This is a genomic window from Psychromonas sp. B3M02 (assembly GCF_003318165.1).
Lineage (GTDB): Bacteria > Pseudomonadota > Gammaproteobacteria > Enterobacterales > Psychromonadaceae > Psychromonas.
On the sequence record NZ_QOCB01000147.1, the window covers coordinates 18725 to 42588 of the forward strand.

At 38.4% G+C, this 23864-nt stretch carries 24 protein-coding genes; 12 read left to right on the forward strand and 12 right to left on the reverse strand.

The features are described 5' to 3' along the window. The first annotated feature begins 51 nt into the window (after positions 1–51). From erpA to DS885_RS16410, 4 genes are all read left to right on the forward strand, one after another. Positions 52–402 carry an iron-sulfur cluster insertion protein ErpA gene (gene erpA, locus DS885_RS16395; protein ID WP_113820478.1) on the forward strand — a complete coding sequence of 117 codons (351 nt, stop codon included), beginning with the start codon at positions 52–54 and terminating at the stop codon, positions 400–402. 277 nt (positions 403–679) lie between these two features. Further along, the gene (locus tag DS885_RS16400) at positions 680–1306 is read left to right on the forward strand and encodes a trimeric intracellular cation channel family protein (RefSeq protein WP_113820479.1); all 627 of its coding nucleotides are present in this window, start codon (positions 680–682) and stop codon (positions 1304–1306) included. Between the two features lie 129 nt (positions 1307–1435). Further along, positions 1436–2770 carry an amino-acid N-acetyltransferase gene (gene argA, locus DS885_RS16405; RefSeq protein ID WP_113820480.1) on the forward strand — a complete coding sequence of 445 codons (1335 nt, stop codon included), beginning with the start codon at positions 1436–1438 and terminating at the stop codon, positions 2768–2770. 77 nt (positions 2771–2847) lie between these two features. Next, positions 2848–3810, forward strand: a complete 963-nt coding sequence (locus tag DS885_RS16410) for a TAXI family TRAP transporter solute-binding subunit (RefSeq protein WP_258546940.1) — start codon at positions 2848–2850, stop codon at positions 3808–3810. A gap of 119 nt (positions 3811–3929) precedes the next feature. Here the strand turns inward: DS885_RS16410 and fur are convergent, their stop codons facing one another. The 4 genes from fur to DS885_RS16430 all read right to left on the reverse strand — a co-directional run bounded on the left by fur (position 3930) and on the right by DS885_RS16430 (position 6605). Then, positions 3930–4355, reverse strand: a complete 426-nt coding sequence (fur, locus tag DS885_RS16415) for a ferric iron uptake transcriptional regulator (protein WP_113820482.1) — start codon at positions 4353–4355, stop codon at positions 3930–3932. 29 nt (positions 4356–4384) lie between these two features. Next, positions 4385–4912 carry a flavodoxin FldA gene (gene fldA / locus DS885_RS16420; RefSeq protein WP_113820483.1) on the reverse strand — a complete coding sequence of 176 codons (528 nt, stop codon included), beginning with the start codon at positions 4910–4912 and terminating at the stop codon, positions 4385–4387. Between the two features lie 10 nt (positions 4913–4922). Beyond that, positions 4923–5201 (reverse strand): LexA regulated protein, encoded by a 279-nt coding sequence (ybfE, locus tag DS885_RS16425; RefSeq protein WP_113820484.1) that lies wholly within the window; start codon positions 5199–5201, stop codon positions 4923–4925. A gap of 618 nt (positions 5202–5819) precedes the next feature. Next, positions 5820–6605 (reverse strand): alpha/beta fold hydrolase, encoded by a 786-nt coding sequence (locus tag DS885_RS16430; protein WP_113820485.1) that lies wholly within the window; start codon positions 6603–6605, stop codon positions 5820–5822. 139 nt (positions 6606–6744) lie between these two features. Here DS885_RS16430 and DS885_RS16435 point away from each other — a divergent pair, with 139 nt between their 5' ends. The 8 genes from DS885_RS16435 (at position 6745) to hemH (ending at position 16134) form a co-directional block, all read left to right on the forward strand. Further along, the gene (locus tag DS885_RS16435) at positions 6745–7356 is read left to right on the forward strand and encodes a replication initiation regulator SeqA (RefSeq protein ID WP_113820486.1); all 612 of its coding nucleotides are present in this window, start codon (positions 6745–6747) and stop codon (positions 7354–7356) included. 29 nt (positions 7357–7385) lie between these two features. Further along, the gene (pgm, locus tag DS885_RS16440) at positions 7386–9038 is read left to right on the forward strand and encodes a phosphoglucomutase (alpha-D-glucose-1,6-bisphosphate-dependent) (RefSeq protein WP_113820487.1); all 1653 of its coding nucleotides are present in this window, start codon (positions 7386–7388) and stop codon (positions 9036–9038) included. Positions 9039–9325: 287 nt separating this feature from the next. Next, the gene (locus DS885_RS16445; protein WP_113820511.1) at positions 9326–11803 is read left to right on the forward strand and encodes a glycogen/starch/alpha-glucan phosphorylase; all 2478 of its coding nucleotides are present in this window, start codon (positions 9326–9328) and stop codon (positions 11801–11803) included. Positions 11804–11908: 105 nt separating this feature from the next. Further along, positions 11909–12226: a DUF406 family protein gene (locus tag DS885_RS16450; protein WP_113820488.1), complete on the forward strand. Its 318-nt coding sequence runs from the start codon at positions 11909–11911 to the stop codon at positions 12224–12226. Between the two features lie 196 nt (positions 12227–12422). Next, positions 12423–13757, forward strand: a complete 1335-nt coding sequence (locus DS885_RS16455; protein WP_113820489.1) for a DEAD/DEAH box helicase — start codon at positions 12423–12425, stop codon at positions 13755–13757. 103 nt (positions 13758–13860) lie between these two features. Then, positions 13861–14118 carry a DUF3081 family protein gene (locus tag DS885_RS16460; protein ID WP_113820490.1) on the forward strand — a complete coding sequence of 86 codons (258 nt, stop codon included), beginning with the start codon at positions 13861–13863 and terminating at the stop codon, positions 14116–14118. Positions 14119–14151: 33 nt separating this feature from the next. Next, positions 14152–14925 carry a bifunctional 2-polyprenyl-6-hydroxyphenol methylase/3-demethylubiquinol 3-O-methyltransferase UbiG gene (gene ubiG / locus DS885_RS16465; RefSeq protein ID WP_113820491.1) on the forward strand — a complete coding sequence of 258 codons (774 nt, stop codon included), beginning with the start codon at positions 14152–14154 and terminating at the stop codon, positions 14923–14925. A 189-nt stretch (positions 14926–15114) separates the two neighbouring features. Beyond that, positions 15115–16134, forward strand: coding sequence for a ferrochelatase (hemH, locus tag DS885_RS16470; protein ID WP_113820492.1), 1020 nt, complete (start codon positions 15115–15117; stop codon positions 16132–16134). Between the two features lie 65 nt (positions 16135–16199). Here hemH and DS885_RS16475 read toward each other — a convergent pair whose 3' ends face one another. From DS885_RS16475 to DS885_RS16510, 8 genes are all read right to left on the reverse strand, one after another. Then, positions 16200–16691: a CreA family protein gene (locus DS885_RS16475; RefSeq protein WP_113820512.1), complete on the reverse strand. Its 492-nt coding sequence runs from the start codon at positions 16689–16691 to the stop codon at positions 16200–16202. A gap of 36 nt (positions 16692–16727) precedes the next feature. Then, positions 16728–17504, reverse strand: a complete 777-nt coding sequence (locus DS885_RS16480; RefSeq protein WP_113820493.1) for a Zn-ribbon-containing protein — start codon at positions 17502–17504, stop codon at positions 16728–16730. Positions 17505–17506: 2 nt separating this feature from the next. Further along, the gene (locus DS885_RS16485) at positions 17507–17845 is read right to left on the reverse strand and encodes a hypothetical protein (protein ID WP_113820494.1); all 339 of its coding nucleotides are present in this window, start codon (positions 17843–17845) and stop codon (positions 17507–17509) included. 10 nt (positions 17846–17855) lie between these two features. Further along, a complete protein-coding gene (locus tag DS885_RS16490; RefSeq protein WP_258546941.1) occupies positions 17856–18176 on the reverse strand; it encodes a DUF3301 domain-containing protein in 321 nt (106 codons plus the stop codon). Between the two features lie 11 nt (positions 18177–18187). After that, entirely contained in the window at positions 18188–19234 is a 1047-nt protein-coding gene (locus DS885_RS16495; RefSeq protein WP_113820495.1) for a DUF3549 family protein, read from the reverse strand. 104 nt (positions 19235–19338) lie between these two features. Then, positions 19339–19656, reverse strand: a complete 318-nt coding sequence (locus tag DS885_RS16500) for a DUF6693 family protein (RefSeq protein ID WP_113820496.1) — start codon at positions 19654–19656, stop codon at positions 19339–19341. Between the two features lie 165 nt (positions 19657–19821). Continuing rightward, complete coding sequence (gene katG, locus DS885_RS16505; RefSeq protein ID WP_113820497.1) at positions 19822–21975, reverse strand: catalase/peroxidase HPI; 2154 nt, start codon at positions 21973–21975, stop codon at positions 19822–19824. A gap of 461 nt (positions 21976–22436) precedes the next feature. After that, positions 22437–23318: an NAD(P)-dependent oxidoreductase gene (locus tag DS885_RS16510; RefSeq protein WP_113820498.1), complete on the reverse strand. Its 882-nt coding sequence runs from the start codon at positions 23316–23318 to the stop codon at positions 22437–22439. Positions 23319–23864: the final 546 nt, after the last annotated feature.

Here is a 23864-nt window from a genome sequence, read left to right on the forward strand (position 1 = left end):
GTCAAGCATTAGATAATAGCCTTGGGCACATTAATAGGATTACAAAGTTAAATGACAAGTGAAGTAGAAATGGCATTACCGATTTATTTCAGTGATAGCGCAGCAAATCGAGTAAAAACATTGATTGCAGAAGATAATAATCCTGATCTTAAGTTACGAGTGTATGTAACTGGTGGTGGCTGTTCTGGTTTTTCATATGGCTTTACTTTCGATGAAAAAATTAATGACGATGACACCTTAATTGAAAACTGTGGAGTGACTTTAGCGGTTGATCCAATGAGTTTACAATACTTAGTAGGCGGTACCGTTGACTTTGTAGATGGGTTAGAAGGCTCTCGTTTCCTAGTAAATAATCCTAATGCAACATCAACCTGTGGGTGTGGTTCATCATTCTCTATTTAAAATAATGGCTATTATTAGCGATTATTAAATTGGTACTTATTTTATCTCCCCCCTATAAAGTAAGTACCAATTCCCCACTCAACCAGCTTTATTATAACCTCTTAATGCTAATCAGTATTTATCAATCAAATGCCATTGTTTCTGTCTTCTGCTGGGGCTATTTTTATGAGCCAAACAGCGTAATATAATCACCACAAGTTATTTAGTGTGATTGGTATTCTATTTGTTATAACATGCGTGAAAATTAACTTATATTTACCTAGGAATTAACAATCATATGTTAGAAAACTTCATCTATATTTCAGATTTAATCGGGGTTATAACCTGTGCTATTTCTGGTGTATTAGTGGCGACCAGATTACGAATGGACCCTTTTGGTATTACCGTATTAGCCGGGGTTACTGGTATTGGTGGTGGTACGCTACGTGATATGATGATGGGCGCAACACCAGTATTTTGGATTGTTGATAACACTTATATTTACGTGATTCTCCTAAGTGCTTTAGTGAGTGTGTTATGGTTGCATCGAATCCATCGTTTTCCAGCGTATCTGTTACCTATTTTTGATGCCTTTGGTCTCGCTATATTCACCATTGTTGGTGCGCAAAAAGCCTTGATGTTAGGTTTTAGTGGGCCGGTTGCTATCGTCATGGGCTGTATTACAGGTGTTGTAGGGGGCATGATTCGAGATATTTTAAGTGGACAAATCCCCTTTGTATTGCAAAAGGAGATTTACGCAACCGCCTCTATTTTAGGGGCGACGTTATATGTGTTATGTGACTATATTGCACTAGGGCCTATTTTCTCCATGGCGATTGCTATGCTAGGTACTTTATCCTTAAGACTGTGTGCTATTTATTACCATTTATCATTGCCTGTGTTCAGTAATGATAGGGAAGCATAAAAGGCATTATTGGTATTTTCTCGTTTATTTAACATTCTTTAAACAATTGTTTTGCAAACATAAACTTCTAATTGATAAACTCTATCGTCTAGTATGAATTGTCAATTGTTGTGATTAATAGGTAGGGAAATGGAAGCAGTAACAAATTCAACACAACTGATTAATTGGTTTCGTAATTCAGCGCCATATATTAATGCGCATCGTCATAAAACCTTTGTGTTAATGATTGGTGGTGAAGCATTAGAAACAGATAACTTTCAATATATTATCAATGATATTGCACTACTTAATAGCTTAGGCGTTAAGTTGGTGTTAGTGCACGGTGTCCGTCCGCAAATTCAAAAACAGCTAGAGATGAATGGTCACAGCAGTGAGTTCTATCAAGATGTTCGAATCACCGATGATCGCAGCTTAGAATTAATCAAACAAGCAATCGGGCGAGTACAGATAGAGTTACAGGCTGGTTTATCAATGGGGCTGGTGAACTCTCCTATGCAAGGTGCCGCGATTCGCACTGTGATCAGCAATGTTGTCACAGCACAACCTATTGGTGTTAAAGATGGCATCGACTTGTGTCATGCAGGCAAGGTTAGACGTATTGATGTTGAAGGCTTACGTACTCAGCTATCTTCTGGTGCAATTCCGATTATTTCTCCTATTGGTTATTCGGTAACTGGCGAGGTATTTAACCTGTTAGCGGAGGAGGTTGCGACACAAGTTGCCATTGATTTAAAAGCCGACAAACTCATTGGCTTCTGCTCTAACCAAGGTGTGTTAGATGAACAGGGCAATGTTATTTCAGAGCTATTGCCTGAACAAGCACAAGAACATATTGATAGAAACGAACTATTATCAGGACAAGCATCGGGGACTTTACGTTTTTTACGTGCCGCTGTTGCTGCTTGCCAAGCAGATGTAACACGTTGTCATCTTCTCAGCTACCATCAAGATGGGGCTTTATTAAAAGAACTATTTACTCGTGATGGTACCGGCTCGCAAATAGTGAAAGAGAGTTATGAGCAAATTCGTCCAGCGACCATTGATGATATTGGTGGTTTGTTGCAATTAATTGAACCTCTTGAAAAGCAGGGGATATTGGTTAAACGCTCTCGTGAACTATTGGAAAATGAGATTGAATCTTTCTTTATCGTAGAGCGAGACGGCATGGTGATCGGCTGTGCTGCTTTATATCCATTCCCAGATGATAAAACCGGGGAGTTAGCTTGTTTAGTGAGCCACCCTAAATACCGTAGAGCGGCGCGTGCCGATAACTTAGTCGCGCATGTAGAACGAAGAGGTCGACAGTTAGGCTTAGAATCTATTTTTGTTTTAACCACACAAAGTATTCATTGGTTTAGAGAGCGTGGTTTTGTGTTTGCTGAGATAAGTCATTTACCGAACGCTAAAAAAGAGATGTATAACCTGAAGCGTAACTCTAAGGTGCTTGTTAAAAAAATAATATGATTAAAACCAGTGCCACACTAAAAGGGGTTTTATTTAATAAGCTGAATAAACATAACGGCTTATTGAAAGGTTCCTCCTTGTTAATTCATACTCTAGCGGTAGGCTTGATACTTATCGCCTCATCCTCTGTTGCGCTTGCTAAAGATAAATATGTATCAATAGGCACGGGTGGCATTAGTGGTGTGTATTATCCAACCGGTGGGGCTATCTGCTTTTTACTGAATCAAGTCAGAGGTATTGATAATATCCATTGCGATATTAAAAGCACACCGGGCTCTATTTATAATTTAGAAGCGTTAAAGAATAAAAAAATTGATGTTGTAGTGGTGCAGTCTGATTGGCAATTTCATGTCTATAATGGCAGCTCTTTATTTAAAGATGAGGGGAAGTTTACTGAGCTTCGCTCTCTCTTCTCAGTGCATTCCGAACCTTTTACGGTATTAGCCAGAGAAGATGCGGATATTCATAACTTTGAAGACTTAAAGGGAAAGCGCGTTAATATTGGATCTGCTAATTCAGGGCAACGAGCCACCATGAAAATGTTATTGGACCTTTATCATTGGCAAGCATCAGACTTTGCTGAGCTGACCTCTTTAACACCTAGTGAACAAGCCCAAGCGATTTGTGATAATAAAATAGATGCTATCGTGTATGTTGTTGGTCACCCTAATAGCTCTATAAAAGAAGCCACTAGTGCCTGTAAGACGCAGCTAGTTAATGTCACTGGTGAAAAAATATCGACGCTTATTAAAAACCATGCTTACTATGAGAGTGCCAATATAGCGGCTGGTATGTACCGCGGTAGCCCAGAGCAAACTAACACCTTTGGTGTTGGGGCGACGATTGTAACGACTGCGAGTTTACCTGATCATATTGCCTATGAAATGGTCAAAGCAGTATTTGAACACCACCAAGAATTCATTCAATTACATCCCTCTTTTAAAGGTTTAACAAAGCAGGAAATGGTATCGCAATATCTTACGGCGCCGATTCATCCTGGGGCACTTCGTTATTATAAAGAGGTTGGCTTATTACCATAAAAGCAGAAAGCAATAGGTATAAAAAAACCTGTTATAAAACAGGCTTTTTACGGGGGTAATATCAAGTCATTAACTAGTTGAACTGTTTACCAATGAAAACAACTCAACTGAAGTGACCACTATTTATGTTTACACTCACCATCTACTGGCTCACCGTAAAGATATAAACTGTGGTTGGTTAGTTTGATACCAAATTTCTCAGCGATTAGCATTTGACGCTCTTCAATGATTGGATCATTAAACTCAATCACCTCACCACATTTTAGACAAACTAAATGGTCGTGATGCTCTTTATGCGTTAATTCAAATACTGATTTTCCGCCTTCAAAATGGTGACGAGTAACTATCCCTGCATCATCAAATTGGTTTAATACACGGTAAACAGTGGCTACACCCACTTCATCACCTTGATCTAGTAATTTTTTATACAGATCTTCTGCGCTTAAATGTTGATTTTCTGGTAGTTGTAATAAACTTAAAATCTTTAAACGTGGTGATGTTACTTTTAAACCTGCTTCTTTAAGGGCTAAATTTTCATTACTCATGTTATGTCCTAAATACTTGTATGGTGAATTTAGTCAGCTAGTTCTGCTAAGCACATTTCATTATAAATTTGTTCTGACCATGCTTTCACACGTGATGCTGTTAGTTCAGGTTGACGATCTTCATCAATCCCTAAACCAATAAAGTGATTATCATCAACCATCGCTTTTGATGCTTCAAAGTCATAACCTTCAGATGACCAGTTACCAACAATAATAGCACCTTTACTTTCAACTATATCGCCTAATTGTCCCATTGCGTCTAAAAAGTACTCAGCATAGTCTTCTTGATCACCACAACCAAAGATAGCAACTAACTTATCAGTAAAGTCGATATCCTCTAAATCTGGGAAAAAATCATCCCAATCACATTGTGCTTCACCATAGTACCAAGTAGGAATTCCAAATAAAATAAGGCTGAATTCAGCGATATCTTCTTTGCTACTTTTGGCAATATCTTTTACTTCGACTAATTTGTTACCTAATTCTTTTTGTATCATTTTTGCAACAGCTTCAGTGTTACCTGTATCGCTACCAAAGAAAATACCTACGCTAGACATACTTTATACCTTAATTTATTTGATTTAACTGTGCGTGAAGTAGTTGATTAATTAACTCTGCACGGCTTATTGATTGTGTATCTGATAACGCATTGAGTTTATCAAATAATGCACTATCTACTTTTAATTCGATTCTTTTTAAACCGTTTTGTTTATCTCTTAACGTCTGTTTCTGCTTGTTTATTTTCAGCTGAACTTGACGCGAATGAGGATTACTTTTAGGTCTGCCTCGGCGTACCTCGTTTGCAAATAGATCGCTAGTAATGCGATCAAATGATTCCTTTGCCATTTTGTTACCTAACAATTCTTACTTAACTACACTTACCTAACAATACAATCATTGAATTTAATTTTTTAACCAATGCCTGAATTCACCCACACAATTTCAATCATTGCTTTTGCAATAAAGCCAATACAACTCAAAATCACTACTTAACTGATTATAGCTAATGCTGTTAAGTCAGTGCCGAATATCCCAATTTAATTGATTACTGGGATTATTCTTACAACCTTATTTTAACTGTTTTAAAAATGTATACACGCTCGTTTCTACTCACCCATAAACACTGCCGGAACTGTGTTCAACATATAATACAACCTAAGGTGATAACACCTTTACGTTAATTATAGTAGTAAGTTGGTTTTTGAACTAACGACTTGCATAGCAAGTGTTGAGGCAAACATTTTAGTTGTTTTTGAGCGATTAATTTTAGTTAATCCTCTAGTTAACCCTGACCCGACCTTATGGTCAGTATCAAGATTAGAAAGTCCATTTCGGTTTCTAGGTCACACATTGTCACCTAGAAAACTGAGTTTTTGACTTGCTTGAATTTTGCACCCCGAATGATAACGGGTATCGACATCAGATGCCATCTAAAATAGATAAATATGTTCTTGAAATGGTGATTTATTGAGCAAAAAAGTTAATCGCCAAGCGGTTGAAGGTTTTTGGTTTTTCTGCATGTAACCAATGTCCTGTTGCGTTAATCACTTTTAATTTCGCATTTGGAAAGAGAGCAACTATTGCCGGCTGGCTGGCTTCTTCAATGTAATCAGACAATTCACCTTTAATGAACAAGGTTGGGCTTGTATAGGTGTTGCTTTGCTCTGGCCAATCAATGATCGAGGCGTAATTGTTGTATAAATTTTCCAAGTCATAAACAAACTGGAAACCCTCAGCTGTGCGTTGATAAGACTTTAACAGGAACTGTCTGACTTCTGGTGTTTCAACATAATCAGCTAATACTTTATCAGCAGCTGTTCTGCTTTGTACATTAGAGGCTTTCACTGCTTTTAATCCGGCAAACACATCACTGTGTTTATCTGCATGTGAAGTGGGAGCAATATCTGCCACAATTAAACGTTGGATACGTTGTGGCTGTGCTAATGCACAACTCATGGCTATTTTCCCGCCCATTGAATGCCCTAAAATCGAGAACTGCTCAATTTGCAAATGGTCGGCTAATTCAAAAATATCATTGGCCATTTGTGGGTAACTCATGGAACTATTGCGTTCGCTTTGCCCATGATTTCTTACATCAACTAGGATAACGTCGTAATCGCTTTGTAGCTCTTTTCCTAACCCTGAGAGATTAGACAAACTACCAAATAAGCCATGAATTAAAAAAATAACCTGTTTTTTATCTGGTGATTGGTCACGAGTAGATGGTTTTAATTGGTAATTTAGTAGCATAACGGCTCATTTTAAGTAAAAATAAATAAAGTGTTAAAGAATAACAAATTATGCATTAAAGCTGAACCTAATGACAGCGTACTTATTACGCAGATTAATGGTGTTTTGATGGATAAATAAGTCATGTCATGGGGATATAATGAAGACGATTGAAATAGAAGATGACCTATATAAGCATATTTTAAACAATATTGAAGCTTTCGGCGAAACTCCCTCGCAAATTCTTCGTCGTTTATTGGCGCTACCGAAAGAAAGCACTTCTGTTGAAGCAGAAGTGAAGCCTGTTCAACCTGAAGTTGCAGAAGTTGTGGAAATCACTGCAACATCTAGTGAAAAAGAGAAGCCAGCAGAAACACTAAACAATCAACCAGAAGCCTTGTATGTCCATAAAGGTGTCAAAGAGTTATTTAGTGATCCTGCTTTTAAAGCGGAAACCGTGATCACTAATAAATTTATGATGATGCTAACCACCATGTACTTTGAGAAAAAAGCAGAGTTTATTGAGGCTGCTGAAACCACCAAAGGACGTACCCGCGCTTACTTAGGGACACAACTTGAAGAGTTATTAAACTCAGATAATGAAGAGGAGTTAGCCCAGTTTAAAGCAAGTAAACCAAGAACCATTCCTAATACACCGTACTGGGTGATCACCAATGCGAATACAGGACGTAAACGTATTATTCTGACGCAAATGATGGCATCAATGGGTTATCCACATCACTTGATCGGACGGATAAAAGAAGAAATTTAATTTATTCCAATAACAAATCTGAGGCACTTATGGCAATTCATCCACGCGCTGGTAAACCAGCACAAGCAAATGATTTAGTTGATATTCCAAAATTAGTTTCTGCATATTATGTAAACTTACCAGACGTTGAAGTTGCTGAGCAACAAGTTGCTTTTGGCACATCGGGTCACCGTGGTAGTTCTTTTAATTATGCATTCACCGAATTACATATTCTGGCGATTACTCAGGCATTAGCAGAGTACCGAAAAGAGCAAGGTTACACTGGCCCAATGTTTATTGGGAAAGATACACATGCGCTGTCTGAACCTGCATTTATATCTGCAGTACAAGTGTTAGTTGAAAATGGTATTAAAGTCGTGGTGCAAGCGGGTGGCGGTTACACTCCAACACCTGTTATCTCTCATGCTATTTTACAATATAACAAAGCTAATCCAGATTCATTGGCTGATGGTATTGTTATTACACCTTCACATAACCCACCGGAAGATGGTGGTTTTAAATATAATCCACCAAACGGCGGCCCAGCTGACAGCGATGTTACTAAGATTATTCAAGATCGTGCCAATGAAATACTCAACGATAATTTCGACGATATTTTACAAACTGATTTTGACGAAGCGATGCAGTCTGATTTAGTGGAAGAGTACGATTATATTCAACCTTATGTTGATGACTTGAAGAATGTATTAGACGTTGAAGCTATTGCGAAATCAGGCATCAAGATTGGTGTTGATACTTTAGGTGGTTCTGGCGTGGCTTACTGGCCAGTTATTGCCGAAACTTACGGCATTAATATCGAAGTGGTTAACGGTCGTGTTGATCCAACATTCTCATTCATGACATTAGATAAAGATGGCAAAATCCGTATGGATTGTTCATCTCCTTATGCGATGGCTGGATTAATTGAGTTAAAAGATAAGTTTGATGTAGCCGTTGCCAATGATCCTGATTATGACCGTCATGGTATTGTGACTAAATCATCTGGTTTATTGAATCCAAACCACTACCTTGCCGTTGCTATTAACTATCTATTTACCCACCGTAGTGAATGGTCTGACAAAGCAATTGTTGGTAAGACCTTAGTATCAAGCTCAATGATTGACCGTGTGGTAAATGAGTTAGGCCGTGATATGTCAGAAGTGCCAGTGGGCTTTAAATGGTTTGTTGATGGCTTATTTGATGGCAGTTTTGGTTTTGGTGGTGAAGAGAGTGCTGGTGCTTCTTTCCTTCGTAAAGATGGCACAGTGTGGAGTACAGATAAAGATGGGATCATCCTTGCTTTATTAGCCGCAGAGATTATTGCTGTTACTAACAAAGATCCTGGTGAACATTATGCTGAATTTGTTGAAAAATTTGGTGCACCTGTTTACCAACGCTTTGATGCACCAGCATCGCCTGAACAGAAAAAAGTATTAGCAAACCTAAGCCCTGATATGGTGGAAGCGGAAACATTAGCCGGTGAGAAAATTACCGCTAAATTAACCCACGCGCCTGGCAATGGTGCCGCTATTGGTGGTTTAAAAGTGACCACTGAAAATGGTTGGTTTGCAGCTCGCCCGTCGGGTACAGAAAATATTTATAAAATTTATTCTGAATCTTTCATTGGCGAAGAGCATATCGCATTAATTCAAACAGAAGCACAAGAGATCGTTGCACAAGCCTTTGCTAAGGCTGGTTTATAATATTTCACGCATATCTGATGTGTGAAAGTTAAACGACTGTATTTAGGCGAGGTTTTTACCTCGCCTTTTTTATATCCTTTTTCCAACCTAATGGCTTCCGTAGCTCTTTTCAATTTAATTTTTATTAAAGTTGTTTTTTGATGGTTTTTTTAGTATTACTTTATGTGTGCGAGGAATAATCTGTTTTATTTGACTGTATTGCTCTTTTGGACTCATTATTTATACAAAAAGGTTTTACACGCGATAGAGCTTCTTTTTAACAACTTATGAAATTAATGGGTGTATCAATGGCGACTAAAAAAACGACAAAAGTTGCAGTGCCTGCAGTAGGCTGTGCGGAAATGCAACAAGCGATTATCGACCGTCTTCATAAAGGATTAGGTACCGATAAAGATAAAGCCAATAACAAAGCCTGGTGGAATGCCACTTGCCAAGCAGTGAATGAACTGGTTTTTGAAAAGCTAACACAAACACATCAAAACCATGCGGAAAAAGATACCCGCGCGGTTAACTACCTTTCTCTTGAGTTTTTAATGGGACGACTCCTGTCCAATAATCTACAAAATTTAGAAGTTTTCGATGTCACTCAAGAAGCCTTAAAAGGGCTAGGTAAAGATCTCTACGAAATATGCGATGAAGAGCCTGATATGGCATTAGGTAATGGTGGTTTAGGAAGACTAGCTGCCTGCTTTATCGACTCCTTAGCCACGTTAGGTTACCCAGCTATCGGCTATGGTATTCATTACGAACATGGTCTATTTAAACAAGAATTTCAAGATGGGCGTCAAATAGAGCGCCCTGATACATGGCGAGAATACGGTAACCCGTGGGAAATTTGTCGCCCTGAATCTATTCAATTTGTGCCACTTTACGGTTATGTTGAAACGGTTTACGAACAGGGTAAAGGTTCTCGCAAAGTATGGCATGCGGGTCAAAAACTAAAAGGTGTGCCATGGGATATTCCAATCGTGGGTTATGGAGCAAAAACCGTTAACATTTTACGATTATGGGAAAGCCGTGCCCATGAAGCATTTGATTGGGACGTTTTTAATGCCGGTGGTTATGTGGATGCACAAACTGAAAAATCTAAAGCAGAAACCATTTCTAAGGTGTTATATCCAAATGATTCAACAGACGCAGGTAAAGAATTGCGTTTAATCCAGCAATACTTCTTCTGCGCTTGTTCTGTAAAAGATATTCTGCGTCGCTTTAAACGAGCGAATAAAGAAGAGTGGTCATTATTACCCGAAAAAGTCGCTATTCAGTTAAACGATACTCACCCAACGATCGCCATACCTGAATTGATGCGTATTTTAATAGATGAAGAAGGCTTAGAGTGGCCTGAAGCATGGGAAATTTGTCAAAATACCTTCGCGTATACCAACCATACTCTATTACCAGAGGCCTTAGAAAAATGGTCTGTGGCATTATTTGAGAAAGTATTACCACGTCATTTAGAAATCATCTATGAGATTAACTCTCAGTTCCTGACTAAAGTAGTTGAGAAAAAATGGCCTGGAGATGATGCGAAAAAATCTAAATTGTCGGTTATTGAAGAGTCGCAACCACGTATGGTACGCATGGCGAACCTTTGTGTGATCACCGCTTACAAGGTTAATGGTGTGGCGGCCGTCCATTCTGAATTAGTGAAAACGGATCTGTTTCCAGAGTTCCATGAGTTATTCCCAACCAAGTTAGTAAATGTGACTAATGGGGTAACCCCACGTCGCTGGTTAAAAGCCTGTAATCCTGGGTTAGCTACCTTGTTAGATGAAACCATTGGTGATGACTGGGTGCTGAATTTAGATAAACTTAAGGAGATTCTACCTAAAGCAACCGATACTGCTTTCCAGAAACGCTTTATGGACATTAAAAAAGAAAATAAAGTGGCGATGGCTAAAATTATTAAAGAGGAAACGGGCGTTGATGTTTCTGTGGATGCGATTTTTGATGTGCAAATTAAACGTTTACATGAATACAAGCGTCAGCAGTTAAATTTGATCCATATTCTTACCTTGTATAAACGTTTATTAGAAGATCCTGATTACGATATGGTGCCGCGAGTTTTCTTGTTCGGCGCAAAAGCCGCACCGGGTTATCATATGGCAAAAGAGATCATCTTCGCTTTGAATAAAATAGCTGACAAGGTGAATAACGATACACGTATTAACGATAAACTGAAGGTTGTGTTCTTACCAAATTACCGTGTTTCTTTGGCTGAGCATATGTTTCCTGCGGCAGATGTCTCTGAACAAATATCAACGGCAGGGCTGGAAGCATCTGGGACTGGTAACATGAAGTTCTCTCTAAACGGTGCATTAACCATAGGGACTATGGATGGTGCAAATATTGAGATGGCTGAAGAGATTGGTGCTGAGCACATGTTTATTTTCGGGTTAAGTGTTGAAGAAGTGAAAGCGTTAAAAGCCGATGGCTATAATCCATACGATTATTATTACAAGAACCCTGAGTTAAAATCGGTATTAGATTGGTTAGACAGTGATTTCTTCACGCCTAGTCACCCAGGATTACTATCAGATATTAAACGTAGTTTATTAGAGTGGGGCGATGAGTATCTGTGTCTCGCTGATTACGAGTCCTATGTGAATGCGCATCAAGCCATTGATACATTATATCGTGATCAGTCTGCATGGGCTGAAAAAGCGATCCTTAATGCAGGGGCTATGGGTAAATTTAATTCAGATAGATCAATTGAAGATTATGCAACTAAAATCTGGAATTTGAAAAAATTTCCCATCGCTTAATGATGTAAATCATTAAAAGGTGAAAGGCGACTCCGTAGGTGTCGCCTTTTTTATTTAAACAGAGTTACAATCTAAACATGATGTATAACCAGCGACGAGGGCATTATGTTGACACAACAAACAGCACCACAAAAAAACAATCAAGAGAATGATATCTGCGAAGCCTGCGGCACTTTTGTTGAACTCGGTTCAGTGATCACTGAGGATGATACTTTACTTGTCCTGCCATTCAACGGCCCTGACAAAGCAAGTGTTGAGCAATTAGCTGATAAGTATATTCAATCTGCACAAACTCGCTTTCCGGAAGTACAAGTTTCAGTAGACTATAAAGAAATGGAATATGTTGTTGAAAGCAAAGTGAGCCTGAAATTTGAATGTACTGCAGAAAAGTTAATTTTTGAAATGGGCTTGAGTAGTATCTAGTCAGCTTAAATTAAACAATTGAACAAGCTCCCACCCTATTTGTGATGGTATCGGGAGCTTAATACAACTCTCTGTTAATATACTTGCCCTTAAAACCAACTTTTTTCTTCGCAATGGCAAACTTCATTTCTTAATTTTCTGCTTAATCGTTATACTTAACCTTTAACTCATTATTTTGACTGTTTTGGAGCATACATTGCTAATTAAAGATTTACCCATTGATCAGCGTTTGATCACTTCTGTTTCACATTTAGGTTTTAAAGAAACAACACAAATTCAAGCTGATTCCATTCCGGTGGCAATTGCAGGGAAAGATCTTTTAGCATCCTCTAAAACAGGCTCAGGCAAAACGCTGGCTTATTTATTACCTGCTATGCAGCGTGTTTTGAAAAGTCGTGCACTTACACGACGTGACCCTCGTGTGTTGATCCTTACGCCTACTCGTGAGTTAGCTAAACAGGTTTATGCTCAATTGCGTTTATTAGTGTCTAACACCAGCGTGAAGTCGATTTTAGTATTAGGTGGTGAAAACTTTAATGACCAAGTAAAAGCCATTGATAAAGACCCGCATTTCATCGTCGGTACACCAGGACGTATTGTGGACCATGTTAAAAAAGGGCTTTTACACTTACCAGGTTTAGAGCTACTTATTTTAGATGAAGCTGACCGTATGTTGGATTTAGGTTTTGCTGAGCAATTAACAGCAATCAATGAAGCGGCTAACCATCGTTTGCGTCAGACATTAATGTTCTCAGCAACATTAGGTCACGCAGAAGTGAATGAATTTGCAGGACACCTATTAAAAGCACCTATTCGTATTGCAGTAGGTGAAGAGAATCAGCAACACAGTGAAATAACACAACGTTTTTACTTGGCTGATAATCTTAACCAAAAAGAGAAATTACTGTTTCACTTTTTAAAAGAGGAACAGATTAATCAAGCGATCATCTTTACTGCAACACGCGCCGATACTGAGCGTTTAAGTGCTATTTTAATTGAGAAAGGCATGTCAGCGGCAGCCTTGCATGGTGATTTGTCTCAAGCAAACCGTAATAAAATTATGGACTCATTCTCTCGTGGCAAACAAAAAATATTAGTAACAACGGATATCGCTTCACGCGGTTTAGATCTTGTTCATGTTAGTCACGTTTTAAATTTCGATATTCCAAAGCATACCGAAGAGTATATTCATCGTATTGGCCGAACTGGTCGTGCTGGTGAGTTGGGTGATGCTATCTCTATCATTGGACCAAAAGATTGGGATAACTTTAAAAAAGTAGAAAGCTTTGTTGCTCAAAAAATTAGCTTTGATAAGGTGGAAGGCATTAATCCTAAATTTAAAGGATTGAAACCAGCACCTAAGAAGGTCTTTAAAGCGAAAAAAGTGACAGCTGTTAAGAAAAAACCAGCGGTGAAAAAAGCCAGAGTAACCAATAAAAAACAAGAGAATGTATTTCACGAGTCTATTGATGTTGGCGCGGCGCCAATGCGTCGTAAAAAACGCACAATTATTGATGATTCAGAAGATTAATCATTAGCTTAGGTTTTATTATTATTCTGCCCCGCTGAGCAATCAGCGGGGCTTTTTTTTGATCTTTTTATCTGCCATTACGTACTAATTAAAGAGGTGAATGATGGATATTAATAAAATGAAAAAGCGCCACTTACTGCAAGTGTTTGAGCTGATCACTCGTAAGGGTGTTAAAACTGAAGGTGTATATGAATACCATGATATTAAGGCGTCGCAAGACTTTGATGGATATACCTGTTGGTTGTCCTTTAAAGATCTCACCGTGACATTACTGTTCCATGGTGCCTATGATCTAGATTATAAAAGTGAAGAAACCTTAAAAATCTTCTTTAAGAAAATTGCTAACCTATTAGATGACTAAACATCTCAAAACTATGCAAAACTATGTGAAATAATGAATACACTAAACCCCAAAGAAATTGAAAAATTCCAAGCAATGGCAAATGAGTGGTGGGATCCGCAAGGTAAATTCAAACCATTACACCAACTCAATCCAACGCGTCTTGATTATATTAAACAACAAATCGCCACTCACTATGATAGAGACCTAACACACAAACAACCCTTTAAAGGACTACGTTTATTAGATATTGGCTGCGGTGGTGGTTTATTAAGTGAGCCGATGTCCGCTTTAGGGGCAGATGTATTAGGGGCTGATGCTGCACCTAACAATATACCCGTGGCGCAACTGCATGCTAAACAAGCTGGTTTAACTATTGATTACAGAAATACATTGGCAGAGCACTTGTTGGAAGAGGGCGAGCAGTTTGATGTGATACTAAATATGGAAGTGATTGAACACGTTGCAGACCCTAATGCTTTCATAGACGCTTGTGGGGGCTTACTAAAACCAAATGGGCTTATGTTATGTTCCACTATCAACCGTAATATTAAAAGTTATATTGTGGCAATTTTTGGTGCTGAAAGGGTGATGCGCTGGTTACCAGTTGGAACCCATCAGTGGGGACAATTTATTAAACCTACTGAATTAAAAGAAATGGTCCAGCAGGCAACATTAACCTGTATTCAGCAACATGGTTTTGTATTTAATCCATTACGTTGGCGTTGGTCTATTTCAACTAAGGATCTCTCAGTTAATTACGTTATGAGCATTGTAAAACCGATGGACTCAATAGATAAAAAAGATTATTCCTTGAGGTCTGAATAAGTTATATTTCAATCAGTTATTTAGGTTGTTGCAGTGAGCCTAACCGATTAACACAGCATTTAAAGAAGTAAGTTAAATTGTTGCATCAGTGGTTAAATCATCCGTTAATTTAATATTGATCTAAACTAATGCAGGCGAGGATAGATACCCTCATACTATCAATTTTAATGCTCAACAAAGGAGCTTAATGTGTCACGATTCTCTGGCATCACAGATAACCCTCACGAAGAGCGGTTTCATCAAAAAACAGGTATTTTACTCACAAATTTAGGTAGTCCAGATCAACCGACTACAAAAGCGGTACGCACTTATTTGCGAGAGTTTTTATCGGATAGACGTATTGTCGAAATCCCACGTCTTATTTGGATGATTATTTTACATGGTATCGTGCTACGCCTTAGACCTAAAAAATCAGCGAAATTATATGAGAGTGTTTGGACTGAAAATGGCTCTCCTTTAACGCATATTACTGAACTGCAACGCGATAAATTAAGTGCGTTACTAAAAGAAAAAGGTTACCAAGATACAGAAGTAGTGATGAGTATGCGTTATGGTAACCCATCGATTGAGTCTGGTTTGAAAGCGTTACGAGAGAAAGGTTTTACCCGTATTGTGGTGCTGCCTTTATATCCTCAATATTCCAGCCCAACCACAGGTTCAACTTTTGATGCTGTTTCGAGAGTATTACAAACATGGCGTTGGGTACCCGAGTTACATTTTATTAATGGCTACCATAAAAACACTAGTTACATTGAATCTCTAGCGAATAGTATCGAAGAAGATTTACAAAAAAATGGTACACCTCAAAAAATCGTTTTCTCATACCACGGTATGCCAAAGCTATTTTTGAAAAATGGTGACCCTTATTATTGTTTATGTTTACAAACAACCCGTTTGGTGGTAGAAAAATTAAACCTTGATAAAAATTTAGTGATCAGTACGTTCCAGAGTCGTTTTGGTAAAGCGGAATGGTTAAAGCCTTATACCGACGCAACGTTAGAAAGCTTTCCGGCACAAGGTATCAAAGATATTGCAATTATTAGTCCTGCCTTTAGTGCTGACTGTTTAGAAACATTAGAAGAGCTAGAGTCAGAGAATAGGGAAATATTTGAAGAGGCGGGCGGTGAAAAATACCGTTATATCGCTGCATTAAATGACCGTGATGATCATATTGAAGCTATGTTTGAGGTGTTAAAGCCTAATTTATAATGGTTGAAAGTGAATCAAAAATGCCCCGTTAAGCGATGCTTATACGGGGCATTTTTTAATTACGATTATAAAGTTTCGTTTACTTCTTGTACCGGTGTCACTTGTTCTTTCTCTTCGTAAGCATCAGTTCCCCATAACGGTACGGTTGAAAGACTATGTTTAAAGCTACCTGATGTCTCTTTGGTAGAGTATGAAACATACATTAAGGTTTGGTTATCAGCATCAAATATGCGGCGAATCTTCATGTTCTTAAAGAAGATACTTTTAGACTTTTTGAATACCACTTCACCTGATTTACTTTTATCGATATTAGCAATCATGGCAGGTGTTATTTCACCTGTTTGACGGCATGAAATTGCGCTATCACTCGGGTCAGAAAAGCTTAAGTCCGCTTCGATAGACGCGATATGACAGGTAACACCAGACACTAACGGATCTTTTAACATATTAAGTTTAATATCCTGCGTGGTAAACAAGCCTAAGCTGACATCTCCCACTTCATCTTGAGAGCAGCCTCGTAAAATAAAGAAGCCGATAACCAGTAATACTATGACCATGATGATTAGTTTTATCTTCTTTAACATATTAAATTCCTATTTTTTAAAGTCCCACGAAAGGTTCGAGACAAGTTGGCATTGGTCGCACTTAAAATCGAAAATATCGAATAAAGGCTCATTTAATTTCCATTCACCACCGCAGCTTGGGCAAGGTCTATTTTGCTCTTCCTGTAATGAGGTTCCTGCTACACGATACAAATAATAATAAGTTGGCACTTTAGTTATATATTGAATGCGTTTACACAGATTAGTTCCACGATAAAAGAATTTACTATCTACTTCTCCTAACTCTTTTAAAGCGGCACTGGATACTGCAGAGCCATTCATTTGCAATTCATCTAGGTTGACCCATTCCTCTTGCCACTTTATCGCACTTTTACGGTCACCATTGCTTATCTCCTCTGGCGTGCGGTAAAGGGGAATAGGCGCTAAGGTTTCACCGCAACGGATCGGCGAGCAAGTGTCGAGAAAGGTAGTATATAAAATCTGCCAGCTTGGAGTAAAATTAGTGGCGCATTGTTGTGAGTTAAGATCTTCCGCGATGGTTTTGATTTTAGGTGCTAATAAACCTGCGTTAGTTAATCCCTGTAATGCGTGGGTTACTTGTGGGCTATTAAAGCGTGCGAGTAAACTGTGCTCTTCTGGGCACACTAAGCGAGTTGTAAAAATAGCACCTTGCATGGCCACTGGGAACTCTCTACCAAGTATTTGACCGTTATAGCGCAACATATCTAAGTAATTGTTAATAGCGCGTTCTACTGCAGCGTATTGTGTATCTTGGTAACACTCAAAGCTTAATTCTTTAATATACACAGTTAGTCTTCCTGCGATTGCGCTGCAGCAATCTTGGTTTGTAGGGTTTTTACTTGCATTTTTAGGGTGTTAATCTCTTCTTTTAATGGGGCGATAGCTTGTGCTATGCGACTATCAATCTGTTCATCAATACTACCCGAAACCGATTGTGAGGCTGAGCTTGTTAACGCCGGTTCTGTGGGAGCTTCAATTATTTTATTAGGATTGTCTTGCCACATTTTTAAGCCTTGAATAATGGCTGGCAGTGGGGGGTTTTTGGGTAAACGCGCTTTGATTAAGCTAGTGGTTGGCGTTTTACCTTCTTTAATTAATTGTTGAGCAATTAAGATTATACGATCCATAGAATCACCTTTAGTGAAAAGACTGCTGTTCGTCAACAACACGATAAGCAGGTAATTGAAAACGAGGTTTAACTAAACCGTTTAAGGTGAGGGTTCCTTGATAATTATTGTCACCGTCACTGCTAAATTCAAATACAAAATTAGCCTGCAAAAAATCACTGCCTAATTTAAAGTTAAAACGAGATCGGGAGAAAGACAGTAGTTGTAAATCTAACTTCTGACAGTGCATCTCAGTTAATTTTTTAGCTAACTCTGATTGCTGGCGTAACTTCCAAATGGTGGTACCCGCTAACACCATCAATAAAATAAATAACAGATCCCAAATAATCATATGGGTGGTCCTTATGTGTTTGGCTTTAATCCTGAAAATAACAGGCCAATAGCCTGTGATAACGCCGGAGATCGAGCCGTTAAACGTAACTGTTTTAACACTTTGTCACGTAATGCAGGGATAGCAACAAGATCCGAAAATAATTGTGGGAATAGCGCTTGTTGATGTGTTGCTAAGGCTTCAAAGTAACGGTTTAACAAGGTCTCATCTTGTAATTGTGTCCAACAGCGCCCAGCAATAGTGATATACCAATCAGCTTCATGTAAGAGCGTTGTGGAAAATTGAGCGTCTAGTAATTGTTTGGTGAAGCCTTGCCCTTTTGCACTGGCGAGCGCTCTTAATAATAAAATAGCGCTGGTGGTTTGCCCCTGTTGTAATCGTTGCTTAGCTTGTTCTATTATTTTTTCAGCTAATGGGCTACCGATATTGCGTTGGTTTTCCAGACACAAACATAAGGTTTGTAAAGGTTGTTCTGGCAGTGTTGATAAAGCAGATATTATTTTTTGTTGGTTATCATCATGATCTAAACGTGCTGCTAGGTCGGCAAAACCTTGAAAGCCTAATGTTTGCCAATCTTGGTTATTCACTGAACCTGAAAAATAGGCTTGTACTGCAGGGTAGAATGATGAAGCAGGGCGCACAAAAATACTGTTCATATTTGCATTAAAAATCGCTAGTTTTTCAGTACTTGGTTTAAATACAAAAGGGTTACTGGCAAGGCGTTCCTGGGTTTTATCGCTAACATCGGCGGTTAAGTTTTCTCCCATGGCTTCGACTACCATACGGATAAAGCTAGTTTGCGCAGTGATTTTCATTAAACCTTGTTCATCCAAAGGCATTTTTAGAAACCATACAAAATGCTCTTTTTGAGCTGCAACTTGCCAAAAGGTCAGCGCGACAAAAGCATGTTGTTGAATAGGGTATGGGTAGGGCTGTTTGTTGTTAGCCACTTTTTGAAATTCGCTATTCTCTATTTTTTGTACAATACGCCCTAGATCATATACACGAAATTGGCATTGGGCTTGTTCTAAAAAATCGGTCAGGGTGTTCATGCTCATGAAAACTGTCTTTATTTATTAATGGTATGGCGATTATATACAGGTATCAGCAAGACCTCTATATTGTGCTTCAAACTCTCTTGTATTTATCGCCTTAGCCATGGTTAATTAGCGACAGTGGTGTTATTCAACGAGTAATTCCAGACTTTATAAAAGTAAAAGGCATAACCTAACCCTAGCGTTAAAATAGAAATGATCATCCATAAAATAACATGGCCAATATTGCCAAAAATATCGGTATTACATGACATCTTTCTTGAGCGACCTTGGTCATCAATGAATTCAGAACGATTGATAATAAACTTAGAAAATGAGTAAGGGTAAAAGAAAGCGGCAATACCAAAGGTCACCATGATTAATAAAAACCACAGTATGATATGGCCTAAGATATCGATTGTTGCTACATCTGCTTGAATCTTCATATATTTCCTCAGTAAATTTGGTTAAGTCAAAGTTAACGTATTTAGTGCAGGAAGACCATTATTTGATGTCTAGGTTGTTAATTCAGGCAGTATAGATACAAAAAAGCCCTGAAATATCAGGGCTTAGCGATTATTTTATTAGGCCATGACAGCCTAATGGTTGGTTTATACTAAATCAAAGCGGTCTGCATTCATTACTTTAACCCAAGCTGCAACGAAGTCTTTAACAAATTTCTCTTTGTTGTCGTCTTGTGCGTAAACTTCAGCGTATGAACGAAGGATTGAGTTTGAACCAAATACTAAATCCGCTCGTGTTGCTGTCCATTTAACTGCTTTAGTTGCTGTATCCTGAATCTCATAAGAGTTACGGCCAGTCGCTATCCATGAGTAACTCATATCAGTTAAGTTAACAAAGAAGTCATTAGTTAATGCGCCTTCGTTATCAGTAAATACACCATGCTTAGTGCCACCGTAGTTAGTACCGATTACACGTAGACCACCGATTAGTACTGTCATTTCTGGCGCAGTTAAGTTTAATAGTTGCGCTTTATCAAGTAGCATCTCTTCAGGTGTTACAGTGTAATGTGCTTTCTGCCAGTTACGGAATCCATCATGGATAGGTTCAAGTACTTCAAAAGCTTCATCATCAGTCATCTCTTGTGAAGCATCACCACGACCAGGTGCAAATGGTACTGTAATGTCAAAGCCAGCTTCTTTTGCTGATTTTTCAATACCTACGCTACCTGCTAGTACGATAACATCAGCTAGGCTTGCACCGCTTTCAGCTGCGATTACTTCAAGTACGCTTAATACTTTAGCTAAACGCTCTGGTTCGTTACCTTCCCAGTTTCTTTGTTGCTCAAGACGAATACGAGCACCGTTAGCGCCGCCACGTTTATCTGAGTTACGGTAAGTTCTTGCACTATCCCATGCCGTTGCAACTAGTTCACTTACTGTTAAGTCAGATGCTGCGATTTTAGCTTTAACTGCATCAACATCGTAGTTAGTGTTACCAGCTGGAACAGGGTCTTGCCAGATTAACTCTTCTTGCGGTACATCTGGACCAATGTAACGTGCTTTAGGACCTAAATCACGATGCGTTAGTTTGAACCAAGCTCTTGCAAATACTTCTGAGAAGTACTCTTGATCGTTAGCAAATTTCTCAGAAATCTTACGGTAAATAGGGTCAACTTTCATTGCCATATCCGCATCAGTCATAATTGGGTTGTAACGTGTTGTTAGGTCTTCAACATCAACTGGTTTCTTCTCGTCTGCAAGACCGATTGGCTCCCATTGTGTTGCACCTGCTGGGCTATGTTTTAGTTCCCAATCATATTTAAGTAGTAGATCAAAGTAACCGTTATCCCATTTTGTTGGGTTAGTAGTCCAAGCACCTTCGATACCACTAGACACTGTGTTGCGACCAATACCACGATTAGTTTTGTTTAACCAACCGAAACCTTGATCTTCAAGTGCTGCGCCTTCTGGATCTTCTTCTAATTCAGCTGCATCACCATTACCGTGACATTTACCAACTGTATGACCACCCGCCGCTAGTGCAACCGTTTCTTCGTCATTCATTGCCATACGTTCGAAAGTAACGCGAATATCATCAGCTGTTTTTTGTGGATCAGATTTACCATCTACACCTTCTGGGTTCACGTAGATAAGACCCATCATTACTGATGCTAGTGGATTTTCAAGATCACGCTCACCTGAATAACGAGAACCTTCACTGCCGCTTGGTGCTAACCATTCTCTTTCAGAACCCCAGTAGATATCTTTTTCTGGATGCCAGATATCTTCACGACCAAAAGCAAAACCAAACGTTTTAAGTCCCATTGATTCATAAGCGATAGTACCAGCGTAAGCGATTAAATCTGCCCAGCTTAGTTTGTTACCGTATTTTTTCTTAATTGGCCAAAGAAGACGACGGGCTTTGTCTAAGTTAACGTTATCAGGCCATGAGTTTAGAGGAGCAAAACGTTGGCTACCTGTTGCTGCACCACCACGACCATCTGCAATACGATAAGTACCTGCTGAGTGCCAAGTCATACGAATCATTAATGGACCATAATGTCCCCAGTCTGCTGGCCACCAAGGTTGGCTATCAGTCATTAGCGCGTGCATATCTTTTTTAAGTGATTCTACATCAAGTGTTTTTACCGCTTCACGGTAATCAAAATCTGCTTCGAGAGGGTTAGATTTGGTATCATATTGATGGAGAATATCTAGGTTAAGCGCTTTAGGCCACCATACTTTATTTGCTGTTGGTGTTGTCGCGCCACCATGCATTACTGGACATTTGCTTTCAGACATATGTAAATCCTCTTAAATTAAAATGGTAAACTTTACTGCACAATTCTATTGTTTCTTGAGTGTTACTATTGCTTATAAAATTTTAAATGTGAAGTTGTTTGTATCAATGAGATTGATAGCCTAGGGCAATTAAACTTGGTTTTTTGATTGGCGTCACATTTTTAAATTACTACTAACGATGTAGAATATAGCCAAGATGTGGTGATAAATAAAGCGGTTAGTGTGAAGGAGAACAATAAATAAAACATCAAATATAAGTGTTTATAATGGCAGGTGATCACTTTACTAGCAGATGTTATCTCTATGAATTTTTTATGAACATAAACAAAAAGACACTGATATTATAACTTCATTAAGAATTAACTTAAGAAATACAATATCAGTGTCGAAGTTGTGTTTCAAGCCCACATAGTTTTATTAGAAATAAGCGAGCTTTATTTATTTTTAAAGGTACTTTTTAATTATTTTTCTAATTTAGTAAAGTAATCAAAAATAACGGGTACATCGTGTTGACCAAGACCAGCATCAACAGCTGCTTGTAAGTTTGCTGAAGTACCTTGAGCAATTAAAGATTCAGAACCTAGGTCTGCAACCATTTGGTTAAAGTAACCAAGATCTTTGTTCGCATTAGCAACTGAGAAACCTAGTTTTTCTTCGCCATCTACAGCATAGAATTTAGTGAATTGCATAAATGGTGAGTTAGAAGGACCCGCAGACATAATATCAAACAGTTGTTGGCCATCAACCCCCGCTGCTTTTGCTACAGCAAAGGCTTGTGACATTGCAGTTACCGTGGTCATACCAATAAAGTTGTTAATTAGTTTAGTTGTATGGCCTGCACCTAATGCACCAAGGTGGAATACATTTTCACCTTGCTCGTCTAGTACTGGTTTAACTTTGTTAAATGTTTCAATATCACCAGCTGCCATGATGTTTAATAAACCATCTTTAGCGTGTGCAGGCGTACGACCTAGTGGTGCGTCGATCATACCACAACCTTTTTCTGCTAATGCAGCACCGATTTTACGCGTAGAATCTGGAATAGATGTACCGAAATCGATCAACACTTTACCTTCAGACATACCCGCTAAAATACCATCTTCAGCATAAACAACTAGCTCAACTACTTTTGAAGTCGTTAATGCTAGCATTACAATGTCACTTTTCTCAGCTAACTCTTTACCAGAAGCAACTTCTGTCGCGTTACCACGTGCAATTACTTTAGCAACAGCATCTTTATTGAGATCCATTACATTTACTTGAAAACCACGTGTTTGTAAGTTTTCAACCATGTTGCCGCCCATAAGGCCAAGGCCGATGAAACCGATTACTGGTTTTGTCATAACTAACTCCTAAATGTCTTATTATATGTTTACGTTTCGGTAAGGATAACTGGCTCGTTATATTTAATCAATCTTTGATGCAGTGAAATCCTTTTGAGGTCACGATTACTGCGATTCACGCAGGTAAATTCACTAATATCGAATGTTTTTTGTGACCTGTATAAAGTATTTGTTATCTTAGGCTTGTTTCGTTTGATTATGAAAATTAAAAGTCAAATTAACTTTAATATCAGGTGTTTATGTGTTTTCTCTGTTTGTTTTATATATTCTAATAAAGGTTTCGGGGGAGCATTCATTATAAGAATAGGTATTAAAGTATTTTAAGAAAAGTGGTGGTGTAGTGATTAGAAAATGATTAATAATCTACTTAACACAATGAAAAGTACTCCCTATCAAGTATATTTTCATTAATCATTATTTGTATGATGTTAAAGGAAAGAAGGGAATAGTCATACTAATTATTAGTATTGCAGTGGTTATAGAGATTATTGCTTTCAAATATATTTTTTAAGCGGAAATAAAAAAGCCTCTGATATAGAGGCTAGT